Raw genomic sequence first — 14,425 nt, forward strand, 5'->3', positions numbered from 1 at the left:
CGGGGGATTAATGGCCGGCCTGGGCGCGCAGCGCGGCGAGCACCCGCGCCGGCGTAAACGGCACCTCGCGCAGACGCACGCCGAGCGCGTCAAACAGCGCGTTGCCGATCGCCGCCGCACTCGGTACCGAGGCGGACTCGCCGGCACCCATCGGCGCTTCGTCCGGGCGGTCAATCAGCTGGATATCGATCTGCGGCAATTCGTCGAAGCGCAGGATCGGATAGCCGCCCCAGTCCAATGACGTCACCCCCGTCTCGTTAAAGGTCACAAACTCTTTCAGTACCCGGCTGGCGGATTGGATAATGTTGCCGTGCACCTGATGGCGCACCCCGGCCGGGTTGATCATGCGCCCGCAGTCATGCGCCACGAAGATTTTATCGAGCGTGATCTGCCCGGAAAGGCGGTTGACGCTGAGATCGCACACCCAGGCCGCCCAGGCGGCGCCAAAGCCGGGGAATTTGCTGTGGAAGTAGCGGGCATAGGCGAAGCCGCGGCCGCTCACCACTTCGGCGCCGGCGGCGTGCGACCGGTACGCCGGGCCGTCTTGCCAGTTGGCTTGCCGCTTCAGGGCCTCAATCAAGGCCACCGCGCGCGGATCGCTCAGGTAACGCAGGCGAAACGCGATCGGGTCCTCGCCGGCGTGCCAGGCCAGTTCGTCGATCCAGGATTCATGGGCGAACACGTTGGGCAGCGCCGAAACGCCGCGCATCCACGACGCCCGCACGATCGGCGCGGCGTCCTGACAGATCACCCGCATGTGCGGATACGCGTATTGCGGAATGGCGGTGCGATCGCCCATCTGTTGCACGTCGGCCCGGTTGGCCACCTTGCCGGTCAACACCAGCGGCAAGGTCACCGCATTGTTGGAGGGATAGCTGGTTTTCAATTCGTAGGCCGCCACCCGGTTTTGCGCGTCGAGGCCGCCGCGTACCCGGATCAGCTGGCCGGTGCCCTTCGGCTCCCAGCCAGATTCCTGTTCGCGCATCAGCTGCACCCGCACCGGGCGGCCGGTGGCCCGAGCCAACAGCGCCGCGTCCGCCGAGACGTCGTCGGCGCAGTTGCGGCCATAGCAGCCGGAGGCCTCCATGCGGGTGATGTGCACCTGCTCAGGCGGCAATTCCAGCAGCGTGGCGATGTCTTTGCGCAGATCGTGCGGGTTTTGCGTGCCGGACCACACCTGCGCCCGCCCGTCTTTAACCTCCGCCACCGCGCAGGAAGGGCCGATCGAGGCGTGCTGATGGTAGGGCCAGACATAGTCGGCCTGCACTTCGGTATGCAGCGCCGCCAGCGCGGCGTCCGTTCCCGCATCGTCGCGCAGGACGCGGTCGGTTTTCGGGTTGGCTTCCAGCGCGGCGGGCAGCGCTTCCGGCGACAGATCCGGCAACCCGGCCCAGGGTTGCCATTTGGTTTTCAGCTGGCGCATGGCGGCGATCGCCTGCTCCTCGCGCTCGGCCACGATGCCGATGAAATCGTTGATCACCACCAGTTTCACGATGCCCGGCAGGTGCGCGATCGAATTTTCATCCACCGACAGCAGTCCGCCGCCCAGCGGGGCGCTGCTGTCGGCGCCTACGTAAGGCGGGCGCACCACCCGGCCATGCAGCATGCCGGGCAAGCGCAGGTCGTGCACGTAGGTCAGCCCACCGCTCACTTTGGCCGGAATGTCGACCCGGGCAACGGCGCGGCCGACGTAGCGATTCTGGTGTTCGCTGTTCAACTGAACGTTTTTATCCAGCATCACGTGCAGATTCTGCCCACTCGCCAGCTGTGCATAGCTCAGTGAGCGCCCCGGTTTTTTGGTCACAAATACCTGCCCCGCCGCCGCCGTCAGCTGGTCGGCCGGCAGTTCGAAGGCTTTGGCCGCCAACGCCGTCAGCATGTGCCGCACCTGCGCCGCCGCCTGTCGCAGCGGCACCGACGTGACCTGAATGGTGGCGCTGGCGATGGTCGGCCCCTGATCCGGCGTGCGCTGCGTATCGCCAAGGATCATCGTGACGTGCTCGAACGGCACGCAAATTTCTTCGGCGACGATCTGCGCCAGCGCGGTGCGAATGCCGGTACCCAGATCGACGTGACCATTGAAGGCCGTTACCCGGCCGTCGGCGGTGAGGCTGATAAAGCTGTCCACCCGATCCAGCGGCAGATCGGCAGGCGCTACAACCGCCTCGGCGGCGAAGGCGTTAAACGGCGCGGGCAGCAGGCTGCTGACCATCACCACCCCGCCGGCCTGCAACAACTGGCGGCGAGTCAGTTCGAGGCGGCTCATGCTTGCCTCCGTGCTGCCAACAGATCGCGGGCGCGCTCGGCGGCGTGCAAGATCTCAAGGTGAGTGCCGCAGCGGCACAGGTTGTAGGCCAGCGCTTTCTTGATCGTTTGCTCGTCCGCCTCCGGCTCGCGTTCGAACAACGCGACCAGCGTCATGATCATGCCGTTGGTGCAGTAACCGCACTGCGCCGCCTGCTCATCGACAAACCCCTGCTGCACTGGATGCAGCGCGTCCGGTGTGCCCAAGCCTTCCAGGGTAGTGACGGATTTGCTTCCTACGGCGGACAGCGGCATTGAACAAGAGCGCGCGGCGACGCCGTCGATCAGCACCGTGCAGGCGCCGCATTCCCCCAGGCCGCAGCCGTATTTGGGGCCATTCAATTGCAGATCGTTGCGTAAAACGTACAGCAGCGGCGTGTCGGGCGCGAGATTGCCGAGTGGAACCACCCGGCCATTAACATTGATTTCCATGGTGAAACTATCCCTTAAACAAACGGATTTAATCCGTAACATCACTGCGAAGAACAATTGAGCAGCGTGCTAATAATTATCATCAAAAGACATGATGATGTTAAGGGAATGTAGCCGCCATGGCTTTAACGAAAAGTGGGTATTTCCTATAAATTTCCTATAGATAAGCCCGGTGTTATGATTGCTGGCCGTGATTATTGTCGATCGTCAATTCGGCCTCGGCGCCGTCAACCAACAGCCGCACGCTGGCTTCGAACAGCGCGTCTGCGCCCTTATCCTGCAATGTTTCCCAGCCTTCGCACAGCAGCGGGTAACGCTGGCGATCGGCGTCATTCAGCGCATCGTCCGACTGCATTTGTTGCTCTTCCAGCACCCAGCCCACCACGAAACGTCCGACGGCGAACAGCAGATTAACGGCGCGTTCCGGCGTCAACCCCGCCCGACACAACAGCGCCACCTTGGCCTCAATGATGGCGAATTGCGGTTCCTGCGGCCGGGTGCCGGCATGCAGACGCGCGCCGTCGCGGTAAGCCAGCAGCGCCCGACGGAAATGGCTCGCATTGGTAACGACCCAATCCTGCCAGGGCATGTCGGCGGGCACCTCTTCACGGTGATCCAACATGATGGTTTCCGCCATCGCCTTCAGCAGTTCGGCCTTGTTCTTGAAATGCCAATAGAGCGTGGGAGATTGCACCCCCAAATGTTGTGCCAGGCGACGGGTGCTCAGGGCATCGATGCCGATGTCATTCAACAACGCCAGCGCCCCGCGCAGGACGGTCTCTCGCGTTAAACGCGTCGCGGTATTTTTTTCGCTCATCTCTCTATCACTGATAGGGTTACTATGGAATACTCAATACTCTATCACTGTTAGAGTCGCAATTTTGAAAAAACCTATGCTGGTTATTTTGTTGACGGTATTGCTGGATGCGGTAGGCATCGGCCTGATCATGCCTATCCTGCCGGCGCTGTTGCGCTCACTGGGCGGCCTCGACGCCGGCAGCGTGCATTACGGCGCGCTGCTGGCGGCGTATGCGTTGATGCAATTCCTGTTTTCACCGATCCTCGGCGCACTGAGCGATCGTTTCGGCCGGCGTCCGGTGCTGTTGATTTCGCTCGCCGGCGCGGCGGCCGACTATCTGCTGATGGCGTTCGCGCCGACGCTGGCCTGGCTCTATCTGGGCCGGTTGCTGGCGGGCATCACCGGCGCCAACATGGCGGTCGCCACCGCTTACGTCACCGATATTACCCCCGCCGGCCAGCGCGCGCGGCGTTTTGGCCTGGTGGGCGCGGTGTTCGGCGTCGGTTTTATCGTCGGTCCGCTGCTCGGTGGATCGTTGGGCGAATGGCATCTGCATGCCCCCTTCCTGGCGGCGGCGGCGATGAATGCCCTCAACCTGATCATGGCGTTTTTCCTGCTGCCGGAATCGCGTAAACCCCGCGCCCGCGCCGCCGAGAAAATCCGCCTTAATCCGTTTTCGTCATTGCGTCGGCTGCACGGCAAACCGGGCCTGCTGCCGCTGGCCGGTATTTACCTGATCATGGCGCTGGTTTCACAGGCGCCGGCCACGCTGTGGATTTTATACGGTCAGGATCGTTTCGGCTGGAGCATGATGGTGGCGGGCCTGTCGCTGGCCGGTTACGGCGCCTGCCACGCGCTGTCGCAGGCCTTCGCCATCGGCCCGCTGGTCGCACGGCTCGGCGAGCGCAAGGCGCTTCTGATCGGCCTGGCGGCCGACGCGCTGGGTCTGGTGCTGTTATCGATCGCCACGCGCGGCTGGGCGCCCTTTGCGCTGCTGCCGTTCTTCGCCGCGGGCGGCATGGCGCTGCCGGCGCTGCAGGCGTTGATGGCGCACAAGGTGGACGACGATCATCAGGGTGAGCTGCAGGGGACGCTGGCCAGCATGGGCAGCCTGATCGGCGTCGCGGGTCCGCTGGTCGCGACGGCGCTGTATGCCGCCACGCGCGATGTCTGGCCCGGCCTGGTCTGGGCGTTGGCCGCCGCCCTGTATCTGTTGGTGCCGCTGTTGCTGGGGCGTTCGCGCGAGCGTGACGCGGCATAACGTCGAGTTTTCCCTCTCCCGCTTAAGCTGATTTATGGCTAAGCAAGGCATTATTCAGCATAAGCGGGCGCTTTACACGCCACTGCGCCGCTCATTATCATCGCCCTTATCCCGCCGCAGGAAAATTTAAATGCCGTTTCATGGCGTTACGCCCAGCGCGTCATCGCTACCGTTCACTTCGCCTATCGGAAGATCATGATGAGAAAACTCACAACGCCGCTGATCGCCGCCCTGCTGCTCGGCCTGTTTAGCCTGCCGGCCGGCGCGCAGGAGAAACCGCAGCAAATCACCATCGGTTACCAGAAAGCCAACATTTTTGCGCTGCTGAAATACCGCGGTACGCTGGAAAAAAACCTGGAGCCGCAGGGTATCAAGGTTCGCTGGATAGAATTCCCCGCCGGCCCACAGATGTTGGAAGGGTTGAACGTCGGCAGCATCGATCTGGCGGCGACCGGCGACGCTCCGCCGGCCTTCGCGCAAGCCGCCAAGGCCGATCTGGTTTATTTGGCGCATTCGCCGCCCAGCCCGAAAACCGAAGCCATCGTGGTGCCGCAGGATTCGGCGATCCGCTCCGTGGCCGATCTGAAAGGGAAACGCGTGGCGTTGAACAAAGGGTCTGACGTCAATTACCTGCTGGTGAGCGCGCTGGAACAGGCCGGCTTGAGCTACAAGGACATCACGCCGGTCTATCTGCCGCCGAGCGATGCCCGCGCCGCCTTCCAGCGCGGCAGCGTCGACGCCTGGGTGATTTGGGATCCCTACTACGCCGAGGTGGAAACCCATGCCAACGCCCGTCGGCTGAAAGACGCGGAAGGCCTCGTGCCGCACTACACCTTCTATCTCGCCAGCCGCCGCTTTGCCGAAACCTACCCGGACAGCGCCAAGCAGGTGATTCAACAGCTCGGCGTGCTGAGCGACTGGGCCAACGGCCATCCGCAGGAAGCGGCGGCGATCCTCGCGCAGAGCACCGGCCTGGATCAGGCCATTTGGGCCAGAGCCATCGCCCGCATGCCGTTCGGCAGCCAGCGCATGTCGCCGGAGGTGTTCAGGCAGCAACAGCAGTTGGCGGATAAATTCACCGCCATCGGGCTGCTGCCGGTTAAGGTGGACGTCAACGCCGCCCGCTGGTCCGAAGATAAACCCGAGACGCCATAGCCTTTGCCGCGCTTTGGCTTTAGAAAGCAGAAACCGGCATTTTGCCACCGGAATAAGCTGACCTATGCTACCCCTGTGTGATGAAACGCGTTTTCATGGCATGTCTTCCGGAACGTTTTGCTTTAATTTGTTCGTCGTGAACCCTGGGCCGCGCCTGACTGGTGCGGCTTTTCTTTTTGCCCGGCAGTGCCAGCGGCGGTGAATTTTGCTATGTTAACCCGCAGATAAGCTTCCCGTTTTCAGCCGCCGGACCGACTCATGTTTACCCATAAAGCAATCGCCGAGCTCAACGCCCTGGAGCTGATGGTTTATACCTACGTCAGCAAACACAAGAATCAAGTGATGTACATGACCATCCGCGAGCTGGCCGAGGCCGCCGGCGTCTCCACCACCACCGTGCTGCGGTTTTGCAAGAAAATGGGCTGTGACGGCTATTCGGAATTTCGCATCCGTTTCAAGCTGTATCTGGAACAAACCGATGCGCCACCGGTCGATTCTGGCATCGGCGAAATCCTCAGCTTTTTTAAAAGCGTCAGCAACGAAGAATTTAATCAGCTGATCGATCAGGCGGTGCAACATATCGCCGCCGCCGAGCGAATTATTTTCGTCGGCATCAGTACGTCGGGCGCATTGGGGAAATATGGCGCGCGTTTCTTTTCCAACGTCGGGAAATTCAGCACCCATATCGACGATCCTTATTATCCCGTCAACAGCGATATGTATAAAAACGCGGTGGCGATCATGCTGTCGGTTTCTGGTGAGACCGAAGAGATCCTGCGTTTGGCCAGCCAGTTCAGCCTGCACCACTGCAAGATCATCAGCATCACCAACAACGAAACCTCTTCGCTGGCGCGGCTGGCGGACTTCAACCTCTCCTACCACGTTCCGCAGCATTTGATCGGCGGGCATCACAATATTACCACGCAGATCCCCGTACTTTACATTATTGAAACCATCGGCAAACGGCTCGGGCATATTAATTCGGAAAAATAAAACAGGCTGTTTTTTTATTGTGACAAATCACTTTTCACGGTGATTTGTTATATCGTGACATTTCTTTCGGTCTTGCTACTCTGTTCTCAACGCAGCGTTATTACCCTTCATTAAATAAACCGATGAGACATTGACGATGAAACAGTTGCCGAAGGATTTTCTGTGGGGGGGCGCGGTCGCCGCGCACCAGGTTGAAGGCGGTTGGGATCGGGGCGGCAAAGGGCCAAGCATCGCCGACGTGCTGTCCGGCGGCTCGCACGGCGTGGATCGCGTGATGACCGACGGCGTGCTCGACGGCTATCGTTACCCCAACCACGAAGCGGTGGACTTCTACGGCCGCTACAAGCAGGACGTGGCACTGTTCGCCGAGATGGGCTTCAAGTGTTTTCGCACCTCGATCGCCTGGACGCGCATTTTCCCGAACGGCGACGAAGCGACGCCGAACGAGGCCGGCCTGCAGTTTTACGACGGCCTGTTCGACGAACTGCTGAAATACGGTATTCAGCCGGTGATCACCCTGTCCCACTTCGAAATGCCTTACCATTTGGTGAAAGCTTACGGCGGCTGGAAAAATCGCCGGGTGGTGGAGTTCTTCGTGCGCTTTAGCGAGGTGGTGATGCGTCGCTACCGCGAAAAAGTGAAGTACTGGATGACCTTCAACGAGATCAACAACCAGAGCAACTACCGCTACCCGCTGTTCGGCTACTGCTGTTCCGGCGTGGATTACACCCAGGAAGACAACCCGGAACAGGCGCTGTACCAGGTGTTGCACCACCAGTTCGTCGCCAGCGCGCAGGTGGTCAAACTCGGCCATCAGATCAACCCGGAATTCAAAATCGGCTGCATGCTGGCCTGCGTGCCGTTCTATCCTTATTCCTGTAAACCGGACGACGTGATGTACGCCGTGGAAGCGATGCACCAGCGCTATCTGTATACCGACGTGCAGATGCGCGGCTACTACCCAAGCTACCTGCTGCGCGATTGGGAACGCAAAGGGCTGAAGATCGAGATGCAGCCGCAGGACGCGCAGATCCTGCGCGAGGGCTGCACCGACTACATCGGTTTCAGCTACTACATGAGCAATGCGCTGCAGGCCAACGCGGTGGACGGCAGCGACGGCATGTTCGGCTTCCCGGGCAACGTGCCGAACCCGCACGTCAAGGCCTCCGACTGGGGCTGGCAGATCGATCCGGTCGGGCTGCGCTATTCGCTGAACGTGCTGTATGAACGTTACCAGAAGCCGCTGTTTATCGTGGAAAACGGCTTCGGCGCCTTCGACAAGGTGGAGGCGGACGGCCAGATCAACGATGACTATCGCATCGACTATCTGCGCGCCCATATCGAAGAGATGAAAAAAGCGGTGATTGAAGACGGTGTAGATCTGATCGGCTACACGCCGTGGGGCTGCATCGACTGCGTGTCGTTCACCACCGGTGAGTACAGCAAACGCTACGGGTTCATCTACGTCGACAAACACGACGACGGCACCGGCACGCTCGAACGTTCGCGCAAGAAAAGCTTCGACTGGTATCGCCAGGTGATCGCCAGCAACGGCGAACAGCTGTAACCGCACGACAGACAATCAGGGGCGATTTTCGCCCCTTTTTACTGTGCCTTACTCCGCCGCCTGCCCGGCGGCGAGGTACGTCGCCATTTCCGCCGACGGCACCATGCCGCCGCCGGTCGCCCACACCAGATGCGTCGCCTGCGCCAGGTGCTCGGCGCTGATGCCTTGCTCGCTGAGCGCCTTCGCATGGGCGGCAACGCGCCACGGTCCGGCCATGCCCGCCAACGCGGACGGCTCCAGTTGGATATGCTCGTACCGGTCCAACAACCCGAGCAGCGCAAACATCTCTTCATCGCTGAGAGTGTAAAACGCGTTCAGCAGACGTTCCATCGCCCGGCCGACAAAGCCGGAGGCGCGCCCCACCGCCAGCCCGTCCGCCGCCGTGTGGTTGTCGATGCCGAGATCTTGCACCGCAATGCCGTCATGCAACCCGCTGTAGACGCCGAGCAGCATGCAGGGCGAATGGGTCGGTTCGGCAAAAATGCAGTGAACGTGATCGCCGAACGCCAGCTTGAGGCCAAAGGCCACACCGCCCGGCCCGCCGCCAACGCCGCACGGCAGATACACGAACAGCGGATGCTGCGCGTCCACCACAATGCCCTGTTCGGCAAACTGCCGCTTCAGGCGACCGCCGGCCACCGCGTAGCCGAGGAACAGGGTTTGCGAGTTTTCATCATCGATAAAGAAGCAACTCGGATCGTCCGCCGCCTGTTTGCGCCCTTGTTCGACCGCCACGCCGTAATCGTCGGCGTACTCCACCACCGTCACGCCATTTTCGCGCAGCTTCTGTTTTTTCCACTCTCGCGCATCCGCCGACATGTGCACGCTGACGTCAAACCCCAACCGGGCGCTGATGATGCCGATGGATAATCCCAGATTGCCGGTCGATCCGACGGCGATGCGGTACTGGCTGAAGAATTGACGAAACTCATCGGAAAACAGCCGGGCGTAGTCGTCGCCGATCTGCAACAGCCCCGCCTCCAGCGCCAGCTTTTCCGCGTGCGTCAGCACCTCATAGATGCCGCCGCGCGCCTTGATCGAGCCGGAAATCGGCAGATGGCTGTCCTTTTTCAACAGCAGGCGTCCGCCCAACGTCTGCCCATAGCGCCGATCCAACGCGAGCTGCATGGCAGGGATCGCCACCAGCTCGGACTCGATGATCCCCTTTGTGGGTTGGATTTCCGGGAAGGCCGCGGCGAGATAAGGCGCGAAGCGCGCCAGGCGCTGCTCCGCGTCGGCGACGTCGGCGGCGGTCAACCCGACGTGGGGCAGCCCTGCGGCCAACGTTGTCGCGCGTGGATTGAACCAGGTGATCGGCTCTAGCGCGACCATGCGTTGCAACAGCGGATGCTGGGCGACCCACGATAGGATCTGTGATTTCTGCATAAGTGTCCCTGACTGAGGTTGGCGTTGCCGTCACCTTGCCGCGAACGCCGGCGGCTGACAAATGATAAATACTGAACTTGAGGTGCAACAGATTGATGCAAGCGCGGCGTTACCCGGCCGTCACGCCAAACAGCATGCCGACGCCGGAAGAGACTGCCATCGCCAGGGCGCTCCAGATCAGGATACGCGCCACCCCCGGCAAGATCGGCGCCCCTCCGGTTTTCGCGGCGATGCCGCCGAGAATGCCGAGGGAAATCAGCGCCGACGCCACCAGCGCCGGCCGCGTCCAGGCAACCGGCACCCACAGCGCTACCAGCAGTGGCAACAGCGCGCCGAGGGAGAAACTGAGGGCCGACGCCAACGCGGCCTGCAGCGGCCGGGCGCGCGTGGCGGCGGAAATGCCCAGTTCGTCGCGCGCGTGGGCCTCCAGCGCATCATGCGCCATCAGCTTTTCCGCCACCTGCCGGGCCAGCGCCGGGTCCAACCCGCGATGCACGTAGATAGACGTCAGTTCGCGGAACTCCCCCGGATAGTCTTCGAGCAGCTCCGCCTGTTCCTCGGCCAGCGCGGCCTTTTCGGTATCCGCCTGCGACGAGACCGACACATACTCGCCGGTAGCCATCGACATTGCGCCCGCCACCCACCCGGCGACACCGGCGATCATCAGCGCGGAATGCGAGGCGCTGGCCGCCGCGACGCCCAGCAGCAGGCTGGCCGTTGAAACGATGCCGTCGTTGGCGCCGAGCACCGCCGCCCGCAGCCAGCCGATGCGTTCAATACTGTGCCGTTCTCGGTGCATCCGTTCTCTCCCTCAGTGAGCGTTGCACTACTCGCGCGCCGCCGCTTCCAACCCGGCGATGTCGATTTTGCCCATCAACAGCATCGCTTCCGTGACACGCCGCACGCGGGCGGCGTCGGGATCGTTCATCAACTCCGTCAGGCGCCGCGGCACAATTTGCCAGCACAGCCCCCAGCGATCGCGCAGCCAGCCGCACTGCTCCACCTCGCCGCCCTCGCTCAACGCGCCCCACAGCCTGTCGACCTCCGCCTGATCGTCACATTCCACCATCACGGAGAAGCTGTGATTGAACGGATCCAACGGCCCGGCTTCGATCGCCGCATAGCGCTGGTCGCCCAACGTGAAGGAAGCCAGCTTCACGCTGCCGGCCGGGCCGCTCGGCGTATCCGCCGGCAGCTCGGAAAACCAGTTCACGGACGAACCGGGGATCAACGCGACATAGCAATTCAGCGCCGCTTCCATGTCTTTTTCAAACCACAGATGTTGCGTAATTCTGGCCATCTGTGCCTCCTTTACGCATCGAGGATCGGCGCGAAACCGCCGAAGATCATGCGTTTGCCGTCGAACGGCATCTCGCCCAGCGCTTTCATGCGCGGGTCGTTCATCATTTTTTCGTTGGCGGCGTCGCGTACCGTCTTGGAGGGGTACTCTATCCAACTGAACACCACCACTTCGTCTTCCTGGGCTTTCACCGCGCCGCGAAAGTCGGTAAGTTTGCCGTCGGGCACGTCATCGCCCCAACATTCCACGATGCGCGTGGCGCCAAACTCTTTGAACAGCGGCGCCGCTGCGGCCGCCAACCGGTGATAGGCCTCCTTATTGGCGGCCGGTACCGCCACCACAAACCCGTCTACGTATTTCATTCTGGCATCCTCTTGTCTGATTAAGGACCGTCGGTTCAGCACGGGCGACGTTGCCCGTGCCTCCTACCAGTTTAGACGGCGGGCGTGTGGCTCGGATCGTTGGGCGGGTAAGATTCCGGCGTGGCAACCCGGTTACGGCCGGCATTTTTCGCTTTGTATACCGCCAGGTCCGCCAGTTTGAGCAGGTCGGCCAGGCTATGGCCGGAACCGCCTGGGCAGGTCACCATGCCAATGCTGACGGTGATCTGCAGCGGATGGCCGGCCGGCATGGTGATCGATTCCGCCTCAATGCGTTGCCGCAGCCGTTCGGCCAACTGCAACCCCTGCTGCGGCTGGCCGAGCGTCGAGACGATGGCGAACTCTTCGCCGCCCATGCGGCCGAACAGATCGTTGACGTTCAGATCGGTGGCGATGGCGCGGGTAAACGCCATCAACGCCTGATCGCCACCGTCGTGGCCGAAACGATCATTAATCGATTTGAAATAGTCGATATCGAGCATCATGACGCACACCAGCTCGCCTTTCTGGTCGATCACCCGCTCGCCGCGCTGCATAAACGCATTGCGCGTCAACACGTGCGTCAACGCATCGTGATTCGCTACGTGCTCCAGCGTGCGCAGCAGCGCGTTGCGCGCATAGTTCATGCTGGCGACGGCGATCGGCCCCAGCGCCAGCAGCGCAATACCCAAGCGCATCGATACGGCGTTCTGCAGCACCTTCATGTCGAGCGTGGTGCTAAGCAACCCGAAATCGATCGCCAGATGGCACCACAGCACATAAACCAGCACCGCGATCATGGTGCTGAACAGCGAAAAGGACATCGCCAGCCACAGCAGCACCGGCATCGGGAAGATCACCGCGCCGGGGCCGCCGATCAGCACGCTGCAGACCGCCGCCAGCGCCAGCAGCGCTAACACCACCAGTTTTTGCCCCGCAATCGGCCACTGGCTGCGCTGCGTCACCATGTTGCAGGACGCGCGCAGCCTATGCCGCCAATCGGCGGGAAACGCCAGAATGAACGGCATCAGCGTGACGTAGTTGGTAAATTCAGAAGAGAACCACAGCACCAGCGAGGTCAAATAGGGCCGGCCGAACAGCCACTGCGAGGCCCCCGCGCCCACAACGCCGGTAGCGGCAGCAGCGGCCAGGCAGATACCGAACAAATACATGCTGGACGCGCCGCGTTGCAGCGTGCGCGCCGGCGGCGGCAGGCGCATGAACAACAGATACCCTACCACTACGCCGATCAGATTGGCGGCGTTCAGCAACAGCGCCTTTTCCAGCAAGCTGCCGGTCAGCAGATCCGCCGCCAGATACCCCAACACCGCCATGCTCCAACCGGCGCGCGTGGCCCACTGCGGGCGGCGCACCAGAACGGCCAGCAGTACGGCGTTTGCCGGCCAGAATACCGCCAAAAATCCGACGGGACGGCTCACGATGCCCAACAAGCAAACCGCGAACACCAACAAAAAAACGGTGAGTGCGGGCCAGATTTTCCGGGTATCGGACAACGAAGTGGTTTGCATCTTGGATCCAGAGACTTGCGCCAGCATAAAGTGACCGTCTTTTCGTGTCACAACCATCGACGGTGAGGAGAGTATAAACGGCCGATCCGCCTATTATTGCCAGTTTTGCCGGCCCAGACACCTGTTTATTCATCTAGGAAAAATATATTTGTGTATCAATATATTGACGACACCACCCTTCTAACGCAGAAACTGCTGAATTGGGCGCCTCACTTTTAACATCCCGAGCTCCGGGTGGCCCGTTACCCGCAATAAACGCCGCCTTTTCCCTAAAAAGCAAAATAAGATTGGGCAATTCACCCCACGTCAAAGCGCCTTGCGGTACATCACAAAACCGGGGCGCTCTGCCACCCGATCATACAGCCGCATGGCGGTCTGGTTGGTTTCGTGGGTATTCCAGTAAACTCGCGGCAACCCCAACTGCTGCGCACGCTCATAGACCGCCGCGATCAGCGCCCTCGCCACCCCTTTGCCGCGCATCGCCTCCGCGGTAAACAGATCCTGCAGATAGCAATTTGGCTGAAGTTGAGAGGTGCTGCGGTGGAGGATATAGTGCGTCAACCCCACCACCTGGCCCTGATGTTCCGCGACCAGCGCAAACATCGGTTCGTAGGCGTCGAGAAAGCGTCGCCAGGTGGCCTGCGTCACGTCGTCCGGCAGCGCCGTTCCCCCCTCACGGCCGTAAAATGCGTTATACCCTTGCCACAGCGCCAGCCAGGCGGTGTAATCCCGCGCTTCCAGCGACCTGACCACGATGCTTTCGCTCATGATGTCCTCTTCGATGATGTCAAAATGCCCCGCCTCCAGCATAGAACAGCGAACGTCAGCGTGCAGGCGGCGGCATCACACCGGCGAGAAAATCCAGCCGCGCGCGGTTGAACAACACCGGCCACTGCAGCGGCACGAAGTGGCTGACGCCCGGCAGCGTAACCAGACGGGCGCCGGGGATGCTGTCGCTCAGGTAGGCGGCGCACCCTGCGCGGCAAAGTGGGTCAAATCGTCGTCGGTTTGCATCTTTCCCTCCTCGTTCGCCGCCGTTGTGCGCCGAAACGTTATCAAAGGAGTATAGATTGCACCGGTGAGCGGTGCCGTTCGCTTTCCCGACATATACTTAAGGGAGGAATCGCAATGGAGGACGGTGAGATGAAGAAGATAATTCTCGTGTTTTTGATGCTGATGCTGAGCGGTTGTATCGGCGGAGGCGGCGGCCCATCGAATGCGCCTTCGGCATCGCCGAATGAACCTTACACCTGCACCAAATCCAGCGCCAACAGCGACTGCTCGCAATCGGTGGAACCGTCGATGTACTAGCCACGTTCGGCGGGCCGTCACTTAACGGC

The 14,425-nt window shown here is 61.4% G+C and carries 14 protein-coding genes; 5 read left to right on the top strand and 9 right to left on the bottom strand.

Going from position 1 to position 14,425, the window contains the following annotated elements; all coding sequences use genetic code 11:
• Window positions 1-7: 7 nt before the first annotated feature.
• The 3 genes from QMZ29_RS07250 to tetR all read right to left on the bottom strand — a co-directional run bounded on the left by QMZ29_RS07250 (window position 8) and on the right by tetR (window position 3,553).
• Window positions 8-2,266 carry a xanthine dehydrogenase family protein molybdopterin-binding subunit gene (locus QMZ29_RS07250; RefSeq protein WP_197822030.1) on the bottom strand — a complete coding sequence of 753 codons (2,259 nt, stop codon included), beginning with the start codon at window positions 2,264-2,266 and terminating at the stop codon, window positions 8-10.
• Entirely contained in the window at window positions 2,263-2,736 is a 474-nt protein-coding gene (locus QMZ29_RS07255; protein ID WP_025302897.1) for a (2Fe-2S)-binding protein, read from the bottom strand. Before QMZ29_RS07255 ends, QMZ29_RS07250 begins: the two co-directional genes overlap by 4 nt.
• 175 nt (window positions 2,737-2,911) lie before the next feature.
• The gene (tetR, locus tag QMZ29_RS07260; protein WP_025305231.1) at window positions 2,912-3,553 is read right to left on the bottom strand and encodes a tetracycline resistance transcriptional repressor TetR; all 642 of its coding nucleotides are present in this window, start codon (window positions 3,551-3,553) and stop codon (window positions 2,912-2,914) included.
• Here tetR and tet point away from each other — a divergent pair.
• From tet to QMZ29_RS07280, 4 genes are all read left to right on the top strand, one after another.
• The gene (gene tet, locus QMZ29_RS07265; RefSeq protein WP_145956981.1) at window positions 3,477-4,796 is read left to right on the top strand and encodes a Tet(A)/Tet(B)/Tet(C) family tetracycline efflux MFS transporter; all 1,320 of its coding nucleotides are present in this window, start codon (window positions 3,477-3,479) and stop codon (window positions 4,794-4,796) included. The two genes, tetR and tet, sit on opposite strands and share 77 nt — an antisense overlap.
• A 198-nt stretch (window positions 4,797-4,994) precedes the next feature.
• A complete protein-coding gene (locus tag QMZ29_RS07270; protein ID WP_238969614.1) occupies window positions 4,995-5,951 on the top strand; it encodes a sulfonate ABC transporter substrate-binding protein in 957 nt (318 codons plus the stop codon).
• Between the two features lie 258 nt (window positions 5,952-6,209).
• The gene (locus QMZ29_RS07275; protein WP_025302900.1) at window positions 6,210-6,944 is read left to right on the top strand and encodes a MurR/RpiR family transcriptional regulator; all 735 of its coding nucleotides are present in this window, start codon (window positions 6,210-6,212) and stop codon (window positions 6,942-6,944) included.
• A 130-nt stretch (window positions 6,945-7,074) separates the two neighbouring features.
• On the top strand, window positions 7,075-8,511 hold the full coding sequence (locus tag QMZ29_RS07280) for a 6-phospho-beta-glucosidase (RefSeq protein ID WP_282980699.1): 1,437 nt from the start codon (window positions 7,075-7,077) through the stop codon (window positions 8,509-8,511).
• Window positions 8,512-8,559: 48 nt separating this feature from the next.
• Here QMZ29_RS07280 and dsdA read toward each other — a convergent pair whose 3' ends face one another.
• From dsdA to QMZ29_RS07310, 6 genes are all read right to left on the bottom strand, one after another.
• Window positions 8,560-9,897, bottom strand: a complete 1,338-nt coding sequence (gene dsdA, locus QMZ29_RS07285; RefSeq protein ID WP_261424582.1) for a D-serine ammonia-lyase — start codon at window positions 9,895-9,897, stop codon at window positions 8,560-8,562.
• A 109-nt stretch (window positions 9,898-10,006) separates the two neighbouring features.
• Window positions 10,007-10,696, bottom strand: a complete 690-nt coding sequence (locus tag QMZ29_RS07290) for a VIT1/CCC1 transporter family protein (protein WP_261424588.1) — start codon at window positions 10,694-10,696, stop codon at window positions 10,007-10,009.
• Window positions 10,697-10,723: 27 nt separating this feature from the next.
• A complete protein-coding gene (locus QMZ29_RS07295; protein WP_261424590.1) occupies window positions 10,724-11,197 on the bottom strand; it encodes a VOC family protein in 474 nt (157 codons plus the stop codon).
• An 11-nt stretch (window positions 11,198-11,208) separates the two neighbouring features.
• Entirely contained in the window at window positions 11,209-11,559 is a 351-nt protein-coding gene (locus QMZ29_RS07300) for a DUF1428 domain-containing protein (protein ID WP_060433116.1), read from the bottom strand.
• 71 nt (window positions 11,560-11,630) lie between these two features.
• Window positions 11,631-13,085 carry a GGDEF domain-containing protein gene (locus QMZ29_RS07305; protein WP_261424592.1) on the bottom strand — a complete coding sequence of 485 codons (1,455 nt, stop codon included), beginning with the start codon at window positions 13,083-13,085 and terminating at the stop codon, window positions 11,631-11,633.
• Between the two features lie 306 nt (window positions 13,086-13,391).
• A complete protein-coding gene (locus QMZ29_RS07310) occupies window positions 13,392-13,853 on the bottom strand; it encodes a GNAT family N-acetyltransferase (protein ID WP_147823830.1) in 462 nt (153 codons plus the stop codon).
• Between the two features lie 375 nt (window positions 13,854-14,228).
• Here QMZ29_RS07310 and QMZ29_RS07315 point away from each other — a divergent pair, with 375 nt between their 5' ends.
• A complete protein-coding gene (locus QMZ29_RS07315; protein WP_164550866.1) occupies window positions 14,229-14,396 on the top strand; it encodes a hypothetical protein in 168 nt (55 codons plus the stop codon).
• Window positions 14,397-14,425 lie beyond the last annotated feature (29 nt).

The organism is Serratia sp. PF-27, assembly GCF_030053255.1.
In the GTDB taxonomy this organism is placed as follows: Bacteria; Pseudomonadota; Gammaproteobacteria; order Enterobacterales; family Enterobacteriaceae; genus Serratia; species Serratia bockelmannii.

Excerpts from the sequence above, each read along its gene's own strand:
- QMZ29_RS07250 (WP_197822030.1), bottom strand. The coding sequence starts at position 2,266 with ATGAGCCGCCTCGAACTGACTCGCCGCCAGTTGTTGCAGGCCGGCGGG.
- QMZ29_RS07255 (WP_025302897.1), bottom strand. The coding sequence starts at position 2,736 with ATGGAAATCAATGTTAATGGCCGGGTGGTTCCACTCGGCAATCTCGCG.
- tet (WP_145956981.1), top strand. The coding sequence starts at position 3,477 with ATGTCATTCAACAACGCCAGCGCCCCGCGCAGGACGGTCTCTCGCGTT.
- tetR (WP_025305231.1), bottom strand. The coding sequence starts at position 3,553 with ATGAGCGAAAAAAATACCGCGACGCGTTTAACGCGAGAGACCGTCCTG.
- QMZ29_RS07270 (WP_238969614.1), top strand. The coding sequence starts at position 4,995 with ATGAGAAAACTCACAACGCCGCTGATCGCCGCCCTGCTGCTCGGCCTG.
- QMZ29_RS07275 (WP_025302900.1), top strand. The coding sequence starts at position 6,210 with ATGTTTACCCATAAAGCAATCGCCGAGCTCAACGCCCTGGAGCTGATG.
- dsdA (WP_261424582.1), bottom strand. The coding sequence starts at position 9,897 with ATGCAGAAATCACAGATCCTATCGTGGGTCGCCCAGCATCCGCTGTTG.
- QMZ29_RS07290 (WP_261424588.1), bottom strand. The coding sequence starts at position 10,696 with ATGCACCGAGAACGGCACAGTATTGAACGCATCGGCTGGCTGCGGGCG.
- QMZ29_RS07295 (WP_261424590.1), bottom strand. The coding sequence starts at position 11,197 with ATGGCCAGAATTACGCAACATCTGTGGTTTGAAAAAGACATGGAAGCG.
- QMZ29_RS07300 (WP_060433116.1), bottom strand. The coding sequence starts at position 11,559 with ATGAAATACGTAGACGGGTTTGTGGTGGCGGTACCGGCCGCCAATAAG.
- QMZ29_RS07305 (WP_261424592.1), bottom strand. The coding sequence starts at position 13,085 with ATGCAAACCACTTCGTTGTCCGATACCCGGAAAATCTGGCCCGCACTC.
- QMZ29_RS07310 (WP_147823830.1), bottom strand. The coding sequence starts at position 13,853 with ATGAGCGAAAGCATCGTGGTCAGGTCGCTGGAAGCGCGGGATTACACC.
- QMZ29_RS07315 (WP_164550866.1), top strand. The coding sequence starts at position 14,229 with ATGAAGAAGATAATTCTCGTGTTTTTGATGCTGATGCTGAGCGGTTGT.